We start from the raw sequence: 17,151 nt of genomic DNA on the forward strand, positions 1-17,151 counted from the left end.
CATTCACTTTGAATAAACTATTCATTTTTATATTCATTTCATTCTCTTGGGTTCACGCAACCCTCATAGGTTCAAATTTTGATAAACGCGATATTCAGATTTTAAATGAGTTGGATATTGATCCTTCTTTTATTACTGACTACGAACTTCAACAGACCTACAACCGATATTTACGGGCCAACAAAGAGTATTATAAACAAAAACTCAGCGATGCAACTCTGTTTGTTCCTAAAATAAAAGACATTTTAAGAAACGAAGGTATTCCTTCATCTTTTGTCTACTTAGCAATGGCAGAATCAAACTTTTTATTAAGTGCACGTTCAAAAGTTGCCGCCATGGGATTATGGCAATTTATGCCTGAAACAGGACAACATTATGGTTTAAAGAACAATCTTTATGTTGATGAACGAATGGATTTGGTCAAATCAACGTACGCAGCAACTAAATACCTTAAGCGACTCCATGAAACATTTGGTAAATGGTATTTGGCAGCTATGGCATATAATTGTGGTGAAGGTAGAATTATCGAAGCCATTACACGTGCAACGATTGATATGTATGTCGATGAAAATGGTTCCAAAGCTAAAAAAGATGAAATCAGTGAATATCGAAAAATTATTCGTGATTATCAACAAAAGCGAGTACGATTCAGAGAGTTGTACAAAATTTATAAAGAGGTCAGTACATGGGATGTTAAACCAGATGTTTACCAACTTTTAGTAGTGCAAAAAAAAATAAATCGTCAATATATCCCTAATGAAACGCGAAACTATATTCGAAAAATCATCTCTTTAGGGATGATGAACAACAAAAGTTTTATTGCTGATGATGATGCACATTTGATTAATATTGGAAGCACCGCTACTTCCATTGCAACAATTAAGGTCAAAGGTGGAATACATCTTAAAAGTGTGGCAAAAGCCATTGGGATGAACTATAAAGAGTTAGCAAGTTTGAATCGGCATATAAAACAGATGATTGTGCCTCCAATGGCCAAAGAGTATGATGTTTATATCCCATACAGCCGACTCTCGCGATTTAATTTAAATAAAGAGAGCATGAAGCAAGATACCTTTAAAATTCACTTGGTACGTTCAGGTGATACTTTGGGTGGTATTGGAAGAAAATATGGCTTGTCGTATAAAATCATTAAAAATTTTAACCAATTAAGAAGTAATATACTCTCTATTAATCAAAAACTGATTATTCCTATTCCAAGTGATTATAAAGAGGTTCAACAAAAAGCCTATTTTGTAAAAAGTGGAGATACCTTGGCACTGATTTCTCGAAAATTTAATGTCAACTTGAAAAAACTCATGCTAGATAACAATCTGACAAACAGCCATATCAATGTAGGAGATAAACTTGTTGTTAACTACTAAGAAAACGATTGCTCTTGGATCGAGTGTTCTTTTAGCAGGACTTTTTGCAGGATGCTCTTCAACATCATATAATTATTCAGGGGGGCACTATTCACAAAGTTCATATCGACACGTACCCAAACAAGAGATACGAAACTCACAAGCAATGCATCGTGCGACGATGCGACCTTATAAAATTGCAGGAAAATGGTACTACCCAACCTTAGCTAAAGTTGGAGATGAACAACGAGGTATTGCTTCTTGGTATGGACCCAATTTCCATGCAAAAAAGACTTCTAACGGTGAAGTTTATAATATGTTTGCACAAACTGCTGCACATAAAACCTTGCCGATGAACACAATGGTCAGAGTGGATAACTTAGAGAATGGAAAATCAACCATTGTGCGAGTTAATGACCGTGGCCCATTTGTATCTGGACGTATTATTGACTTATCAAATAAAGCAGCACATGATATTGATATGGTTAAAAAAGGAACGGCACAAGTCAAGCTGACTATTTTAGGATTTAATGCTAAAGTGGCAACCACACAAGCTGAACGAAACGAAGTTGCAACCGTTGGCAAGTATTATGTTCAAGTGGGCGCCTTCAGACGATATGAGGGTGCAAAAATCACTCAACGTAAATTTAAGTTGATTTTAGAAAACAAATACGATGTTATCATCAAAGAAGGGTACTTTGAAGACCAACCAATCAACAGAGTATGGATCAGTGGTTTCAGATCTGAAGCAGAAGCACGTGACTTTAGAGAGAATAATGGCCTAGGTGGCGCAATGATTATAGCAGAATAGTGGAGTAACCATGGTAGAACTAAGCAGAAAAACAAAAGAGACCGATATTCGTTGTAGAGTGAATATCGATGGATGTGGAAAATTCAGTATCAGTACGGGTGTGGGTTTTTTTGACCACATGTTGGAAGCACTTTCGAAGCACAGCGGCATTGATATTGAGTTAGCGTGTAAAGGGGATTTACACATTGATGCCCACCACAGCGTAGAGGATTGTGGAATTGTTTTAGGACAAGCGTTGAAAAAAGCCATCTTCCCTATTCAAGCAGTTGAAAGATATGGCAATGCAACGGTTGTTATGGATGAAGCCTCTACCACATGTGATTTGGATTTGAGTAATCGACCGTTTTTAGTTTATGAAGTGAATGTTTCTGGAAAAGTAGGGGAGTTTGATACTGAATTGGTTGAAGAGTTCTTTCATGCCTTGGTTAATAATGCTGGAATTACGTGTCATATTATTCAAAACCGAGGACGTAATAAACACCATATTTTAGAAGCAAGTTTTAAAGCCTTTGCTGTGGCTCTACGAAGAGCTTTGATTCCTAATGAGAAGTTAGGTGTTCCAAGCACTAAAGGTGTTTTATGATTGAATTGATTGTTCTGGATGTCGATGGCACATTGACCAATGGGCAAATCACATATACTAATAGTGGTGATGAGTTAAAAAGCTTTGATGTTAAAGATGGCATGGCCATAGCGACATGGACAAAAGTGTTTGGTAAAAAAGCAGCTATTATCACCGGGCGAACATCAATCATTGTTGAAAAACGTGCACAAGATTTGAAAATTGAGCATCTCTATCAAGGAGTCCATAATAAAGAAGAAGTTTTAGAAGAAATTTTAAAACAAGAAAAACTATCGTGGAATCAAGTGGCTGCAATTGGGGATGATTTAAATGACTATAAGATGCTTAAAAAAGCGGGGCTTTCATTTGCACCTGCAGATGCCAGTCACTACATCAAAGATATTGTAAATGTAATATGCAGTCAAAAAGGTGGTGAAGGTGCCATCCGAGAGATGTTAGAGTACATCTTTAAAGAGTATGATTTAGAAGAGGAGTTTTTAAGCAGATGGGTATAAAAACCTTTGTATGGACGCTTTTTGTTGTTGCACTCTTCTCTTTATTTGCACAAGTGAGTAATAAAGATATTCAACGAGCAAAAGGGGACAGCCCACTTGTTTATTTTGAAAATTCAATCATGTATACCATGAATGAAGAGGCATTGCAACAAGTGGTACAATCAACTCAAGCACAACGTTTTAAAGACCGAGATGAGATGTATAATGGTTCCATTATTTTAAGAGTAGAGGATAAAGAAAATCCCAATTTAAGAGATTTTATCAGTGCACAAAAAATCATTAAAAAAGAAGAAAAAATTGAGATGTATGATGATGTTGTGTATGACAGAGGCGATTTTTTTAAGTTAAGAACAAATGAACTTTTTTATGATATGAAGAGCGAAATTGCATATAACAACAAACCATTTCGTTCGATCTATTATGGGGATGTTTTAAATGGAAGCCATTTTTATATGAATAATACAACCTCATTTTTCAAAGCAAAGCGGTCTCACTTTGAAGTGGACATGAACAAAAACAATTAAGGATTAATATGAAGATTTTATTGACATTTTTTATACTTTTTATGAGTGCATTTGCTGCAGAAAATAAACTTATAATTGACTCAAATAATTTTGAAGCGTATGATGCGAAAGGGATTGCTATTTTTACTGGAGATGTAAAGATGGTACGCATAAAAGACAAACTCAATGCTCAAAAAGTAGTTGTCTATTTAGCACCTAAAGAAGAGGGAAAAAGCAATAACCGAGAGCCTTTAAAATATGTGGCCACAGGTGAAGTCGATTTTGAAGTGTTTACGGATATCAAACACTATAAAGGAAGAGGTGAAAAAGTCATTTACATGCCTCAAGAGATGAAGTATGAAATCATTGGTAATGGGTATTTAAAAGATATCACCGAAGATAAAACACTTATTGGTGAGACGATCTATATTGACCAAAAAAGTGGGAATGCCACGGTTAAAGGAAGTAAAGATAAACCCGTACGATTTATTTTAAATATCGAAAGCAAAAAAGAGAGTCCAAAAGAACCAGAACCAACTCAAGTGGCTCCAAAAGTTCAAGAATCTAAAACAGTTGCTCCTGAAAAAAACGTGTTAGATGAAGTTCAAAACAGTGAAGCACAAGCAACACAAAAAGAGAAAAATACAGAAACAATGAGTGATGTACAACCAACACCAACAAAGAGTCCAACGAATGAAAATAATTGATGCACAATTTATGCAATCCGCACAAAGTCTAAAAGATTCACCCTCTCCTGATATGGCAGAGGTCGCTTTTTTAGGACGAAGTAATGTAGGGAAAAGTTCACTTTTAAATACATTAACCAACCGAAAAGGCTTGGCTAAATCCTCTTCTACTCCAGGGAAAACACAATTGATTAACTATTTTCATATTAAGTTTAAAAACAATGATGAGAATGTACCGTATCTGTATGCACGATTTGTAGATTTACCGGGCTTTGGTTATGCACGTGTTTCTAAAAGCTTGAAAGAGGATTGGAATAGAAACTTAACGGGTTATTTAGAACGTCGGGATTGTTTGCAAATTTTTGTACACCTGATTGATGCACGCCATCCTAGCTTGGAAATTGACCAAAACGTGGATGAGTTTTTACGAACCATTAAACGTGGCGATCAAATCATCATCAATGCCTTTACAAAGATTGATAAACTCAAACAAAATGATTTACAAAAACTAAAACGCGCTTATCCTGAAGGTATTTTTATCTCTAATTTAAAAAAGAGAGGAATGCAAGATTTAGAACAAGCGATTTCGGAGTATCTATTTGGACATCAAAACCTATAAACCAAACCTAACAGATATTGTTGCCATGCAACAACTGGTGAAAACAGAAGTTGAAAAAGGAATTATCTTGCTTCGTACTTCTGATGAAATGGCTACAACCATTCGTTCGTATACTGCTATTGAAGTAGATGGAGTATTGGCAGGCTTTTGTGCTTTACACATTCACAGTGTCAATCTTGCTGAGATTCGAAGTTTGGTTGTTTCTGATAAATTCAGAGGCTTAGGGTTAGGAAAACGACTCGTTAAAGAGTGTTTGGATGAAGGAAAACATCTGCACGTTAAAGAAGTATTATCGTTAACCTATCAAAAAGACTTCTTTGAAAAACTTGGCTTTAATGTGATTTCAAAAGAGAGTATCCCAGAACATAAAATTTGGGCAGACTGTATTCGATGTAAACACTTCCCAGTGTGTGATGAAGTGGCTTTGTTATATAAATTAGAGAATTAGAGCGTCAAACCTTAAAGGATTGGGCGAGGTTCCCAATAATCAGTTGCCATCCATCTACGACAATAAAGAAGATGATTTTAATGGGCAGGGAGATCATTACTGGTGGTAACATCATCATCCCCAGACTCATTAAAATCGAAGCCACAATAATATCAATGACCAAAAAAGGTAGGAAAATCAAGAAACCAATTTCAAAGGCTGTTCTTAATTCACTTACAATAAAAGCAGGCATTAAAAGAGTAATTGGAACATCATCGATATTTTTAGGGTTCTCTGTTTTTTTAATTCGGTAAAACAGTGCCAAGTCAGATTCTCGAGTATTTTTTATCATAAACTCTTTAAAGGGTTGTATCCCTTTTTCAATGGCAACATCGTAACCAATTTTCTCATCCATATAGGGTTTGATTCCTTCATCCCATGACTTTTTACCATACGGTTCCATGATGAAAATCGTCATGATTAAGGCCAAAGAGATAATCACTTGACTTGGTGGTGTTTGTTGAAGCCCCATGGCTTGTCGAAGAAGTGAGAATACAATAACAAATCGCGTAAAACTCGTCACCATTAAAAGCAGTGTGGGTGCTAAAACGAGTAGGGCTAGGATAATAGCAATATTAATGGTTCGTACAAACTGTGCGGGCTCTTCAATGGCTGCAACAGAGAGGTTAATCATGGGTGCATCTGCTGCAAACAGTGTAACAGTAATAAGCAGTAGCGCAAGAACAATTCTCAAGTTTAAATCCCTTTTTTTAATGGTGCAATCATAACACAAGTTCCATTAATCTATGAAACTACTTGATATAACCCAATTCCAACAATTTGTTATAAATTTTTGCAGTGATATCTCCACCCGCACTTCCTCCGTGCCCACCGTGCTCAATTAAGATGGTAATTACATATTGTGGGTTGTCATAAGGTGCATACGTTGTTAACCAAGCATGTGAACGGTGATAATACTCCAGTTCGTGCTCTTTCATTCTGACTTTTTCTGATTGAGGGATACTGACAACTTGTGCCGTACCTGTTTTCCCTGCCATGGTGACTTTACTGTTTCGTACGTGCCATCGTGCGGTTCCACCTTCTTTATTGGTTACATCATACATGCCTCTTTGGATCATTTTAAGGTGTGCAGGATTCACATCCACTTTTTCAGGTTCTTTGTATCCATCTTTAAAAAAGTGGGGTGTAGGAAGATTTCCTGTGGCTAAAAAAGCAGTATAACGTGCTACTTGCATTGGCGTCACCAGAACATACCCTTGCCCAATAGATGAAATAACGGTTTCCCCCATATACCATGGTTTATTGTAGCGTTTCTTTTTCCACTCTTTATTAGGATTTACGCCAATAAATTCATTGACTTGGTCAATGCCTGTTTTTTGTCCAAAACCGTATTTATTCAAAGTTTGATGCATTTCATCAATGCCTACTTTGAGGCTGAGTTTATAAAAGAAAACGTCCACACTCTCTCGTATGGCTTTTCTAAAATTTGTCCAACCATGACCTTCGGGTTTCCAGTCCCTAAAAAGACGTTCTCCCAGTTTCATCTCTGGTGCACAATAAAGCGAAATATCAGGATCCACATTGTTTTCTAAGAATGCCAAGGCAACGCCCATTTTCCAAACAGACCCAGGAGGATAAAGACCATTAATGAGTTTATTGGTAAAGGGGTGGTTAAAGTCTGAACTGAGCTCATTCCACTGTTTATGTGTAATGCCATTTACAAAGATATTGTTGTCAAACTCAGGAAAACTTCCTGCAGCGAGTATTTCGCCATCATTGGCATTCATGACAACAATGGCACCACTTTGATCACCAAATTCATCATGAATAAAAGATTGCAGCTCAATATCAAGGGTGGTTTGAATGTTATTATCTTTTGAGACCTCTTTTTCATCTAAAATTTCCAAATGCTTATTTAAAGCATTGACTTTGACATCTTTATATCCCAGCTTGCCTTGAAGTTTTTCATTATAAAACTTCTCTAAACCATTTTTCCCAATGATACCACTGTATTTAGATACGGGGTTTTCTTGTATATCTTCACGTGAAGCTTTTCCTACATAACCAATGATGTGTGAAGCAATGTTTTGGTAAGGGTAGTATCGTTTTACTGCTGATTCAACCTTAATATTCTCCATGGCATTAAACAAAGTGTATTTGTCAAAGAAGTTATCATAAGGAATATACTCAATGAGTTGTACATAGGTGTGTCGATAAGGGGAGTCGAGTTTGAGGTATTTTTTAATCAGTTCCTCTTTTGAAAACTCTGGAAAATATTGCACGATGGTTTCACACAACTCTTCTAAGATTTGTTGGTTTTTATATGAACGTAAATGAGGTTTAACGCTCAGTGAAAAGCCCAAATTGTTAATGGCCAATGCTACACCGTTTCTGTCTTCAATAATACCTCGAGAAGGTGCTTCATAAATTCTTTTAATATAGTTCTGTTTTGAAAGCTCTTCATAGTACGTATTGGACTTGATACTTAAAAAGTAGACTCGTGCCAAGAGTAAAAGTGCCATGGCTGCAATAAAAAGAATGATAAAGTTCAGACGTTTCAAGGGGCAAATCCTATGAGAACCAAGTCAAGAATAAAATTAAAAAATATAATTTTAAAAAGTAGAAAGTTGGTGTCGTGCGTCAAACTCCAAATGAAAATTATTCCTACATATAAAAGCACGATTTGTAAAAACTCATTTAAAGAGTCTAACACCATGACACGCGTTAAAAAAGGGATTAAATAGACATAAATAAAACTTCCTAAAAGAATGATGCTAAAGGGCTTAAATCCGTTATTGAGTTCTATGAATAAAAAGGAGAGAATAACATAAATCATCGCATAATAGTTTTGTGTCTTTAAGCAACGTGTAAATGCCACGTAGACAACCCCGGCTAACATGATGCTGATAAAATAGATAGAAGAGATGGTATTGGTAATAACAACTACGATAAAAAGACCAAACAGAACATAAGCATTATCAAAAACATTTTTACGTTCCCCAATTATTTCACCCAATGTACATCTGCTCCAGCTTATATTTATATAGATTATATTATAAAATCTCTTAATTAATAAAAGATTAACGCTCTATTTTTTTATTCGTCAATCCATAGATAAAACTAAAAATTTCCGCAACAGCTTTATACATACTTGGGGGAATCTCTTTGTCAATATCAAGTTGACTTAACAGTTCAACCAAATCTTCATCTTTTTTGATAGGAAGATTATTGTCTTGAGCAATTTTGATGATGTTTTTGGCCACATCACCTTTTCCCTTTGCAACGACATGTGGGGCATTACTGATTTTTTGATCATATTTGAGTGCAGCCGCTTTTTGTATGTGTGGTTTGTTTTCATTTTGCATTATCAGACCCTTATATCCACACCCAAATGCAGTTCACTACTGTAGTCATTAAAAATATTGCTTTGACTTTTTTGTTGTTCTTCTTTCTCTTTTAAATCAAGCAGTTTAACGTTCAAGGGAATCAATCCTACGCTGTTGAGCTGTTTTTTGAGTTCTTGTATGTTCTTGTGAATCATCTGCTTAAAATCCTCTTTTTGTGCGAGTATGGTGATGTCCAGATTGTTTTTATTGTAAATGGCCAAGAGAAGATTGAGTTTTCCATACTCTTTGAGTTTGAGATTGATTTCACAATAGAATTTTTCTTGGTCCGTTTTCATCGTGGCAATTGTACCTTCTTCTAAGAGGTTCCACATAAAAGGGACATAAACAAAGTTAGTATTTGAAGTATGACTCATGAGTTGGCTGTAGTCAATTTGCGTTAAGAGTCTGTCGACTTGTTTGGAGATATCTTGTGGATTTGTTATGGAAGTAGGGTTGGCATTGATCTCTTGTTGAATTTGTAGCAATATAGCTTTCATATCATGAGAAACTCCCTCTTTGAGCAAAGCAGGGTTATTGGCTGGATTAGTGAAAATAGGGTTATTGAGTATCTCTTTTGTCACAAGTGTTTCAAATTTTGTAATGAGTTGACCCAACTCTTTAAATTGCATACTGTTTTGCATGAGGTTTTGCAGTGAGTCGTTACTTTTAATGTGGGTAAAGAGCTCTTGCAAAGTGTTCACAAGCAAAGTAGGGTTGCTTTGCGTTTGAGGTAAGAGTGCTTTTTGTAGCAGTGCCGTTAACTCTTTGGTATCAATGTTACTCAGTTGTGCAACCACTGGTTGAAGTTGTGTAAGCAGTGTTTTAATCTCATTGAGTATTTCAGGTTTAATAGGTGGAAGCGATGTTGTGTTGAGTGAATTTATCGTTTGGTTTTGTAACGGCGCTGTTATACTAGATGAAGGTAAGAGGGTACTTAAAAGTTGCTCCAATTTTTGTGTCAATTGTACAAACTCATTGGGTGAGGTGTTATTATAAGCAAGTGAAGCCTGTATTTGAGGCAGTTGTTTGAGTGTTTGTAAAAACTCTTTTCCTTGTGCAAGAAGTAAGGGTGTATTTTGGGTAGTTGCACTGTTAAGTTTATCTAAAAGTTGTGTCACCTCTTTAGCCAATGTAGGTTGTGTATGAGAGACTTGAGATTGAAGTTGGGTGAGCACATTTTTAAGTTCAGATGCCACTTCAGGTTTCATGGTGTTTATAGTAGGTTGATTGAATGCTTGAGGCAACTCTTTATTTAAAAGGGTTTCCAGTTTAGTGACCAGTTGTGTCAACTGAGCTTGTGGAGTGTTTTGAGTGCTTTGCAGTTGTGTAAAAACATCTTTAATCGTATTCATAAGTGTTTTTATATCATTGAGTGTTTGTGTGGGGTTATTTTGCCCTTGATTGGTGATGATTTTATCTATTAAATTTAAGATGGCTTCTTTATTGGGAAGGTTGGTTTGTTGCAATGCTGTTTTTATCTCATTGAGTGTTTGCATGATCGCATTGGGAAGCGTTCCCAATGTTTTTGCTATCTTGGCTTCTAAAAAAACTCCTGAATTATTGAGTTGCTTTTGGATGTTGTCTTCATTCATGGAGGTAATATTGAGCATAAACTTTTCAAGAACTCCTTCGAATTTTTGTAAAGAAGGGGTGTTTTTAATCGTTGTTAAAAGGGTTTGTAACTCTTTAGGAAAAGAACCCATTTCTTTAAATATATTGGTGTTTTTGAGTATGTTTAAAACAGTTTCATTGGATTTTGTATTGTTTGTGATATCATCAAAGAGTCCTTTTAAGACATCTTGAATATTGCCGCCTTTATTGTTTGAAAGCAATTGTTCAACATCGGCTTGTTTGAGTGCTTCTTTAAGGACTTTATTATCATTGGGTAAAAGTATATTTAAAAGGTTATTTGATGATATTTCCATGGATAAAGTATATCATAATGATGGGAAAATTGGTAGTTGATGGTGGTGCGAATGGTGAGAATCGAACTCACACTCCGAAACCGGAACGGGATTTTAAGTCCCGCGCGTCTACCTATTCCGCCACACTCGCACAATCAATCATAAGTTTTTTAAAGTGGAGCGGGAGACGAGACTCGAACTCGCGACAATCTGCTTGGAAGGCAGAGGCTCTAGCCAACTGAGCTACTCCCGCAACTTTAAAAAAAATGGTGGCGCGGGGCAGAATCGAACTGCCGACACAAGGATTTTCAGTCCTTTGCTCTACCGACTGAGCTACCGAGCCACAAGTGGTGGTGAGAGAAGGATTTGAACCTTCGAAGCCATAGGCGGGAGATTTACAGTCTCCTGGATTTGACCACTCTCCAACCTCACCACTGTAAAGTTTTTAATGGATGGGATAGCAGGATTCGAACCTGCGAATGACGGTACCAAAAACCGTTGCCTTACCACTTGGCGATACCCCAATATGTCGTTTCTTTTCGAAACGTGGACGGGATTATAAACCATTCTTTCTTAACATATAATTAAATTATTACTTTTAAGCTTTTTTTTTGTTAAAAAACTTTTTTTAAGATTAATATTGGATTATGTCATTTTTTTATACAATTATTTCAATTTGTTTAAGGAGTATGATAATGCGAAATTTAATGCAACTTTTTTTAATTGTTTTTCTATCAGTATTTGTTTTGGGATGCAGTAAAACATGGGAAGGTGTGAAAGAAGATACTTCTCAAAACTGGGAAACTACAAAAGAGAAAACACAAGAAGCATGGGATTCAACTAAAGAAGCCGTGCATGACGCAACAGCAGACTAAACTTTTTTGTTCTGCTGTTTGAGATACTTCTCTTTGGCAATAAAGAGTTGTTCAACCAGCATATTTTTAAAATCGTCAGGAATATCAGGGGTATTATAAATAATATCACACATCTGTTTCTCATTCATATTGATAACATAGGGTAAGATGGTATCCTCAATGGCTTTTTTAAATATCTCTATCTCTTCAGCTGTCATAATGTTCCTTATTTTAAAAGCTGTATTATAATGAAAAGAAGATAAAACGGAACTGTATTTTTGTTATTTTTATAAGTTATATTTTTAATAATATCTCTATTTTGTGACAAGCATATGTTACAATTATTAAATTGCATAGAAGGGGTGTTATGACGACTTATAAAAACATATTTGACTTTATAAGAAAGCTCAAAGAGTCACACTATAAAGAGACGCTTCATCAAGAAATCATCAAAAAAATTGTGAATGAATCAGATGTTATTCCTGAAGAGGATAAAGAGTATATGATTCGTTATATGAATGAGGATGCAAGACTAAAGAGTTGTATACAAACGGCATAGATTAAAAAAATGGCACGTAATAAAATATTCAAATATATGTATCAAGATGGTTCGTGTATGTTTTAGGAGAAAAAGCTTTTTAGTTTGATTGTTGCTTGAAATCTCGTGCCATTTTTCGTTATTTTTTTGGTTGCGGAAATAGGATTTGAACCTATGACCTTCGGGTTATGAGCCCGACGAGCTACCGGACTGCTCTATTCCGCGGTTTAAGAAGTGGAGCTGGTGAAGGGAGTTGAACCCCCGACCTGCTGATTACAAATCAGCTGCTCTAGCCAACTGAGCTACACCAGCGCCAATAAACAAATGAGTTACATAAGTGATTTATGTGCATTCGAATGGTGTCAAGAGAGAGACTTGAACTCTCGACCTCCGGCTTATGAGACCAGCGCTCTAGCCAGCTGAGCTACCTTGACATAAGACACACATTCGTAAATTGGTTGCGGAAATAGGATTTGAACCTATGACCTTCGGGTTATGAGCCCGACGAGCTACCGGACTGCTCTATTCCGCGTTATGTAAACCATTAAGTGGATGGGATAGCAGGATTCGAACCTGCGAATGACGGTACCAAAAACCGTTGCCTTACCACTTGGCGATACCCCAAATGTTTAAGTGCCGAAATTATAGTTAAAAATTATTTTATTGTCAAGGCTTTTTAGAAAAAATTTTAAAATTTTTGCTATAATTATGGTTCAAAAAAAATGTGGAAAGAGTAAATATGACAGCGATAGAACGAGTAAAAGAAGCAATTGAAGAGATCAGAAAAGGAAACATGGTCATCATGCTTGATGATGAAGACAGAGAAAATGAGGGTGACCTAGTTTACGCAGCTGCATTAAGTACTCCAGAAAAAGTAAATTTTATGGCAACACACGCCAAAGGTTTAATTTGTGTATCGGTGACATCAGAAACTGCAAAAAAGTTAGAGTTGTATCCTATGGTGGCAGCTAACACATCTTCATATGAGACAGCTTTTACAGTATCTGTTGATGCTGCAAGTGCTGCTACTGGTATCAGTGCAGGGGAGAGAGATGATACCATTAAAATTTTAGCAAACCCTGTATCAAAAGCAGAAGAGTTAGTCAAACCAGGACATATCTTTCCTTTGATTGCAAAAGATGGCGGCGTTCTAGTTCGAACAGGACACACTGAAGGATCATTGGATCTTTGTAAATTAGCAGGGCTGAATGGTGAAGCAGTTATTTGTGAAATCATGAAAGAAGATGGAAGTATGGCAAGACGCGATGACTTGGATATTTTTGCCCAAAAACATGATTTAAAACAGATTTTCATCTCGGATTTGGTGGAGTACCGACTCTCACATGAAACACTTGTTGAAGAGATCAATTCAGAATCGTATATATTTTTTAATACGCCGGTTGTAAAAAAAGAGTATAAAGATCATTTAAATAACATTCATACCGCCATTGTATTTCCTGATACAACTGAGACAACACACGTGAAGTTTCATACGATTATCCCTGATATAAATCTGTTTTTAAATGACGATAAACTGCAATCAATGCTTAAAACAATCAATTTTATGCAAGCAAAAGGGGGGATTTTAATCTTTTTAAATGAATCAATGAAACACAATGAGACACAAAAGGATTATGGGATTGGTGCACAAATTCTAAATGCGCTTAAAATCAAACGAATTAAGCTGTTGACAAGTGGTGGGAAACATTCGTTTGTAGGACTTCAAGGTTTTGGTTTGGAAATCCTTGAAGAGATTCAAATCGAGGGTTAGTTTTACTTTTGTAAAGTAGAACTCACCTCTTTTACAGAGTCATACTCTGACTCTTTTAAATACACAAAACCAGATAACTCCATTCCTGGTTGATTGTTTTTATATGCTAACAATGCTTTTCTGAGCTTTTGAATCTCCTCTTTATTTAATCTTGTTGTTGCAAGATAAGAATCATTGGGAATGGGTTTACTGCGTTTTAAAATGCGAATGGTCATAGGGTGTTCTTGTATGGCTTTAAAGATGGCTTTATCATAGGCTGCACCAGCGTCAATGGAGCCTTTTAGAAGGGCATCTATTACACGATCATGCTTTTTAAGATAATAGACTTTTTCAAAATCTGTTTTGTAGTTGATGCCCTCTTGTTTAAGCATAGAAATGGGATAAAGAAAACCTGAAGTGGAGTTTTTATCCGTAAAAGCAAAGGATTTTCCTTTTAAATTTTTTATGCTTTCAATACTGCTTTTTTCAAGTGTGATGATATGACTCTTATACGACCAATAATTTTGCCCACGAATGTTTCGTGTGGCAGTAGCTAAATATTCAATGTTGTTAAGTCTTTGTTTTGTTTGTACGTATAAAAAAGGTCCTAATATGGCAAAGTCGACTTGATTCTCTTTGATTAAAAAATAGAGGTTGTCATAATCTTTGGCAATATGAATTTTTATATCGCAATTAAGCTCTTTTGATAAGTAGTTGGTTAAAGGAGTATATATTTTAAAAAGTTCTGTTTTGTTCATGTAGGGTACAACTCCAAAAATGAGTGTTTTAGAAAAAAGTGTGATTGAAAAAAGAAGAAGGAAAAGAATAGATTTTAACATGGATTTATCCTATGACTTGGTTTCGACCCATACGTTTTGCTTTGTACAGGTTTTTATCGGCTTGTCGTATTAACTCTTCAAGACTGAGGGAGTGCTCATTGAACTCAGCAACTCCAATACTGATAGTAACTTTTATATTATTACAAAACTCTGTGTTTTGAGTACTTGCACGAAGTTTTTCAGCTAAAAGAATGGTCTCAACTGAAGTTGAGTTTGGACAGATGATGACAAATTCTTCACCTCCATATCGTCCAAAATAGTCACTTTCTCGGATATGAGAAGAGAGTTTATTGGCCAATTTTTTTAAGACTTCATCGCCTGCTTGATGACCAAATTCATCATTGATATTTTTAAAATGGTCAATATCAATAATCATAATAGAAAAATGCGTGTGGTATCTGAGCGCTTGTCGTGTTAAGTCATTGAGAATATTATTGAGTTTTCTTCGATTAGAAATATTGGTTAAAGCATCTGTTTGTGAAAGTAGCTCTAAGTTGGATTGGGTTTTATCAATCTGTTTGGCCATCGTATGTACGGTATTTGAGATAGCGGAAATTTCATGTTTTCGATGTTTTTTTGTGAAAGAGTCACTTTGTTTAATCAACTCTTTTAAGGTGATTTTATCATCTGTAAAGTGTTCAACGATTTGGGCGAAGTCACTGTAGGCAATCAAGTGTTTTTTTATCACTTGATATAAAGAGATAATCAATACAGAGATTAAAAGCAGGGTATAAAATAGAATGTTGTTTTTGACACTCTCTAAATCTTTTTCTTGAGTGTTATTAATAAGTTCAAATCCAAGAGTACCTTCATTGTATGTGATGTTATTTAAATGAATGGAGAAAAGAGTTTCTTTATTTGAAGTGGTAATAGTATAGTTGGTTCCTTTTGTAATTTCATTGATAAATGCAGCATCAAGGTGTTTAGCAATAATAATGTAACCAACAACTAATTCTCCATACTGTTTTATGGGTTTTGCTTCAAGCAGTGCAAGTTGTGTATCATCAATGCTCTTTAAAGAGCTGTAGTATTGATTATTTTGCAGTGCATTTAAAAACTCTGGTTTAAGAGTGTCTCCAAATTTAAATTCATCATGCGCTCTTGAAATGATGACACCATGAATATCGGTGAAGATGATTTTATCGTTGGTACTTAAAAATTTTTTTCCCCAGATGCTCAGAACATCATTGTCATTATATTTAACGGCTTCAACCACTTCATATGCATTGGTTAATATATCCAAATCGCGTTGGATAAGAGTAAGTGTTTTTTTGAGTCTGTTTTCTATCATCACTCTTTGAATGGCATTGGTGTTCTCAATGGTTTGTAGTTGTTTTTGTGTAAAGTATTCAATTTGTGAAAAATTAATGATGGAGATAAGAAGAATGGGTATGAGTGCAACAAAAAATATTTTATAGTAGAGGTTACGTTTCATTCGAGTGCTTTTTGTAATACATCATAAAGCTCTTTATTGTGAGCATTAAATCCAGCTGCATTCCAACCCAAGTGCTCTTTTATTCCTTTAAGTGCAGTTGAGTTCACATCAATGGTATTAAGAATATCCGCCAGTTTCTTTATGTGTATTGTATCTATGGTTGATGACCCTACGATTACATCCAATGGTATTTTATCGGATTGTTTTATAATATGAAAGATGTCACCATACTTTTCAACGGCAGCATAATAAGTTCCATCTGAAATCGCACCTGCATCAATAGAGTCATTGACCAAAGCTTCAATCACGCGATCATGTTTTTTTAAAAAGAAATATTTAGAGAAATAGTTTTGATAGTTGATGTGGTTGTCTTTTAAAATTTTATTGGGGTAAGCATAACCCGAAGTAGAAAGTCTGTCTGTGAAAGCAAAACGTCGGTTTTTAAGCATTTTGAGTGTATACAGATTATTTTTTTTAAGTGTAACAATAAACGCTCTATAGTAAGGGGTGATTTGATGTGTAAATTTCTCTTCTTCCATATAGGTTGTGATGTATTGTAGGTCTTTGACATTTTGTTTGATGTCAATGTAGTTTTTAGACCCTAACCATGCAAAATCAATGGTTTTGTTGTCTAATCTTTGAGCCAATTCTCTATAATCGCGTGTGATTATCAACTCATACGTATCACCAGTAGTTTGTGTTAAATAGTGCGTAAAAGGTAAAAAGGCCTTGAATATCTTTTCAGGTGTATTGGATGGATATAATCCAAAAGTAAAGTGTTGAGCATTGAGCAGTGTGCTTAAAAAAAGTATTAATAAAGTTTTGTTCATATTCTATTTTATAATATAATAACTAAAACTATTATCATATGAGTATTCATTCAGAAAATAAATACAAAAAAAGGGAGAACAGGATATCTGTTCTCCCTTTTTAATAAATA

Annotated in this window: 20 protein-coding genes and 10 tRNA genes; 11 read left to right on the top strand and 19 right to left on the bottom strand. The window is 35.4% G+C overall.

Annotated elements, in window-relative coordinates:
- Positions 1-8 precede the first annotated feature (8 nt).
- The 8 genes from CRV04_RS03420 to CRV04_RS03455 are packed head-to-tail and all read left to right on the top strand — an operon-like array spanning position 9 to position 5,505.
- Complete coding sequence (locus CRV04_RS03420; RefSeq protein WP_128995408.1) at positions 9-1,382, top strand: lytic transglycosylase domain-containing protein; 1,374 nt, start codon at positions 9-11, stop codon at positions 1,380-1,382.
- Complete coding sequence (locus CRV04_RS03425; RefSeq protein ID WP_419188587.1) at positions 1,366-2,172, top strand: septal ring lytic transglycosylase RlpA family protein; 807 nt, start codon at positions 1,366-1,368, stop codon at positions 2,170-2,172. Before CRV04_RS03420 ends, CRV04_RS03425 begins: the two co-directional genes overlap by 17 nt.
- Before the next feature lie 10 nt (positions 2,173-2,182).
- Positions 2,183-2,755: an imidazoleglycerol-phosphate dehydratase HisB gene (gene hisB, locus CRV04_RS03430; RefSeq protein ID WP_128995410.1), complete on the top strand. Its 573-nt coding sequence runs from the start codon at positions 2,183-2,185 to the stop codon at positions 2,753-2,755.
- Entirely contained in the window at positions 2,752-3,249 is a 498-nt protein-coding gene (locus tag CRV04_RS03435) for a KdsC family phosphatase (protein ID WP_128995412.1), read from the top strand. Before hisB ends, CRV04_RS03435 begins: the two co-directional genes overlap by 4 nt.
- Positions 3,240-3,773, top strand: a complete 534-nt coding sequence (gene lptC / locus CRV04_RS03440) for an LPS export ABC transporter periplasmic protein LptC (protein WP_128995414.1) — start codon at positions 3,240-3,242, stop codon at positions 3,771-3,773. Before CRV04_RS03435 ends, lptC begins: the two co-directional genes overlap by 10 nt.
- 8 nt (positions 3,774-3,781) lie before the next feature.
- Entirely contained in the window at positions 3,782-4,459 is a 678-nt protein-coding gene (locus CRV04_RS03445; protein ID WP_128995416.1) for an LptA/OstA family protein, read from the top strand.
- On the top strand, positions 4,446-5,057 hold the full coding sequence (gene yihA / locus CRV04_RS03450; protein ID WP_128995418.1) for a ribosome biogenesis GTP-binding protein YihA/YsxC: 612 nt from the start codon (positions 4,446-4,448) through the stop codon (positions 5,055-5,057). Before CRV04_RS03445 ends, yihA begins: the two co-directional genes overlap by 14 nt.
- Positions 5,038-5,505: an N-acetyltransferase gene (locus CRV04_RS03455; RefSeq protein ID WP_128995420.1), complete on the top strand. Its 468-nt coding sequence runs from the start codon at positions 5,038-5,040 to the stop codon at positions 5,503-5,505. Before yihA ends, CRV04_RS03455 begins: the two co-directional genes overlap by 20 nt.
- A gap of 4 nt (positions 5,506-5,509) precedes the next feature.
- On the opposite strand, the gene fliP is transcribed toward CRV04_RS03455, so the two are convergent.
- From fliP to CRV04_RS03505, 10 genes are all read right to left on the bottom strand, one after another.
- The gene (gene fliP, locus CRV04_RS03460; RefSeq protein WP_128995422.1) at positions 5,510-6,238 is read right to left on the bottom strand and encodes a flagellar type III secretion system pore protein FliP; all 729 of its coding nucleotides are present in this window, start codon (positions 6,236-6,238) and stop codon (positions 5,510-5,512) included.
- Between the two features lie 58 nt (positions 6,239-6,296).
- Complete coding sequence (mrdA, locus tag CRV04_RS03465) at positions 6,297-8,066, bottom strand: penicillin-binding protein 2 (protein ID WP_228126462.1); 1,770 nt, start codon at positions 8,064-8,066, stop codon at positions 6,297-6,299.
- Positions 8,063-8,521 (bottom strand): hypothetical protein, encoded by a 459-nt coding sequence (locus tag CRV04_RS03470; protein WP_128995424.1) that lies wholly within the window; start codon positions 8,519-8,521, stop codon positions 8,063-8,065. The genes mrdA and CRV04_RS03470 overlap by 4 nt, the downstream gene beginning before the upstream one ends.
- 64 nt (positions 8,522-8,585) lie before the next feature.
- Positions 8,586-8,870 carry an EscU/YscU/HrcU family type III secretion system export apparatus switch protein gene (locus CRV04_RS03475; RefSeq protein ID WP_164969115.1) on the bottom strand — a complete coding sequence of 95 codons (285 nt, stop codon included), beginning with the start codon at positions 8,868-8,870 and terminating at the stop codon, positions 8,586-8,588.
- Between the two features lie 2 nt (positions 8,871-8,872).
- Positions 8,873-10,816: a flagellar hook-length control protein FliK gene (gene fliK, locus CRV04_RS03480; RefSeq protein ID WP_128995426.1), complete on the bottom strand. Its 1,944-nt coding sequence runs from the start codon at positions 10,814-10,816 to the stop codon at positions 8,873-8,875.
- A gap of 43 nt (positions 10,817-10,859) precedes the next feature.
- Positions 10,860-10,946, bottom strand: a tRNA-Leu gene (locus tag CRV04_RS03485).
- A 25-nt stretch (positions 10,947-10,971) separates the two neighbouring features.
- Positions 10,972-11,048: transfer RNA gene (locus tag CRV04_RS03490), tRNA-Gly, on the bottom strand.
- 14 nt (positions 11,049-11,062) lie between these two features.
- Positions 11,063-11,138 (bottom strand) — tRNA-Phe (locus tag CRV04_RS03495).
- Positions 11,139-11,143: 5 nt separating this feature from the next.
- Positions 11,144-11,228, bottom strand: a tRNA-Tyr gene (locus CRV04_RS03500).
- 16 nt (positions 11,229-11,244) lie between these two features.
- Positions 11,245-11,319 (bottom strand) — tRNA-Gln (locus tag CRV04_RS03505).
- 171 nt (positions 11,320-11,490) lie between these two features.
- On the opposite strand from CRV04_RS03505, the gene CRV04_RS03510 reads away from it, so the two are divergent.
- A complete protein-coding gene (locus CRV04_RS03510; protein WP_128995428.1) occupies positions 11,491-11,670 on the top strand; it encodes an entericidin EcnAB in 180 nt (59 codons plus the stop codon).
- Here CRV04_RS03510 and CRV04_RS03515 read toward each other — a convergent pair.
- Positions 11,667-11,867 carry a hypothetical protein gene (locus CRV04_RS03515; RefSeq protein WP_128995430.1) on the bottom strand — a complete coding sequence of 67 codons (201 nt, stop codon included), beginning with the start codon at positions 11,865-11,867 and terminating at the stop codon, positions 11,667-11,669. The genes CRV04_RS03510 and CRV04_RS03515 overlap by 4 nt on opposite strands.
- A 149-nt stretch (positions 11,868-12,016) precedes the next feature.
- Here CRV04_RS03515 and CRV04_RS03520 point away from each other — a divergent pair, with 149 nt between their 5' ends.
- Complete coding sequence (locus tag CRV04_RS03520) at positions 12,017-12,208, top strand: hypothetical protein (protein WP_128995432.1); 192 nt, start codon at positions 12,017-12,019, stop codon at positions 12,206-12,208.
- Positions 12,209-12,335: 127 nt separating this feature from the next.
- Here CRV04_RS03520 and CRV04_RS03525 read toward each other — a convergent pair.
- The 5 genes from CRV04_RS03525 to CRV04_RS03545 all read right to left on the bottom strand — a co-directional run bounded on the left by CRV04_RS03525 (position 12,336) and on the right by CRV04_RS03545 (position 12,811).
- Positions 12,336-12,412: transfer RNA gene (locus CRV04_RS03525), tRNA-Met, on the bottom strand.
- A gap of 10 nt (positions 12,413-12,422) precedes the next feature.
- A tRNA-Thr gene (locus tag CRV04_RS03530) sits at positions 12,423-12,499 on the bottom strand.
- A gap of 45 nt (positions 12,500-12,544) precedes the next feature.
- Positions 12,545-12,621: transfer RNA gene (locus tag CRV04_RS03535), tRNA-Met, on the bottom strand.
- Between the two features lie 21 nt (positions 12,622-12,642).
- Positions 12,643-12,719, bottom strand: a tRNA-Met gene (locus CRV04_RS03540).
- Between the two features lie 17 nt (positions 12,720-12,736).
- Positions 12,737-12,811 (bottom strand) — tRNA-Gln (locus tag CRV04_RS03545).
- A 115-nt stretch (positions 12,812-12,926) separates the two neighbouring features.
- Between CRV04_RS03545 and CRV04_RS03550 the strand changes: the two genes are divergently transcribed.
- Positions 12,927-13,958: a bifunctional 3,4-dihydroxy-2-butanone 4-phosphate synthase/GTP cyclohydrolase II gene (locus tag CRV04_RS03550; protein WP_128995434.1), complete on the top strand. Its 1,032-nt coding sequence runs from the start codon at positions 12,927-12,929 to the stop codon at positions 13,956-13,958.
- Between the two features lie 2 nt (positions 13,959-13,960).
- On the opposite strand, the gene CRV04_RS03555 is transcribed toward CRV04_RS03550, so the two are convergent.
- Genes CRV04_RS03555 through CRV04_RS03565 form a run of 3 tightly spaced genes read right to left on the bottom strand, consistent with a single transcriptional unit; the run spans position 13,961 to position 17,041 of the window.
- Positions 13,961-14,776, bottom strand: a complete 816-nt coding sequence (locus CRV04_RS03555; protein ID WP_128995436.1) for a phosphate/phosphite/phosphonate ABC transporter substrate-binding protein — start codon at positions 14,774-14,776, stop codon at positions 13,961-13,963.
- A gap of 4 nt (positions 14,777-14,780) precedes the next feature.
- Positions 14,781-16,211 (bottom strand): GGDEF domain-containing protein, encoded by a 1,431-nt coding sequence (locus CRV04_RS03560; protein ID WP_128995438.1) that lies wholly within the window; start codon positions 16,209-16,211, stop codon positions 14,781-14,783.
- Positions 16,208-17,041, bottom strand: coding sequence for a phosphate/phosphite/phosphonate ABC transporter substrate-binding protein (locus tag CRV04_RS03565; RefSeq protein ID WP_128995440.1), 834 nt, complete (start codon positions 17,039-17,041; stop codon positions 16,208-16,210). The genes CRV04_RS03560 and CRV04_RS03565 overlap by 4 nt, the downstream gene beginning before the upstream one ends.
- Positions 17,042-17,151: the final 110 nt, after the last annotated feature.

The sequence above is a fragment of the Candidatus Marinarcus aquaticus genome (genome assembly GCF_004116335.1).
GTDB classification, from domain to species: Bacteria; Campylobacterota; Campylobacteria; order Campylobacterales; family Arcobacteraceae; genus Marinarcus; species Marinarcus aquaticus.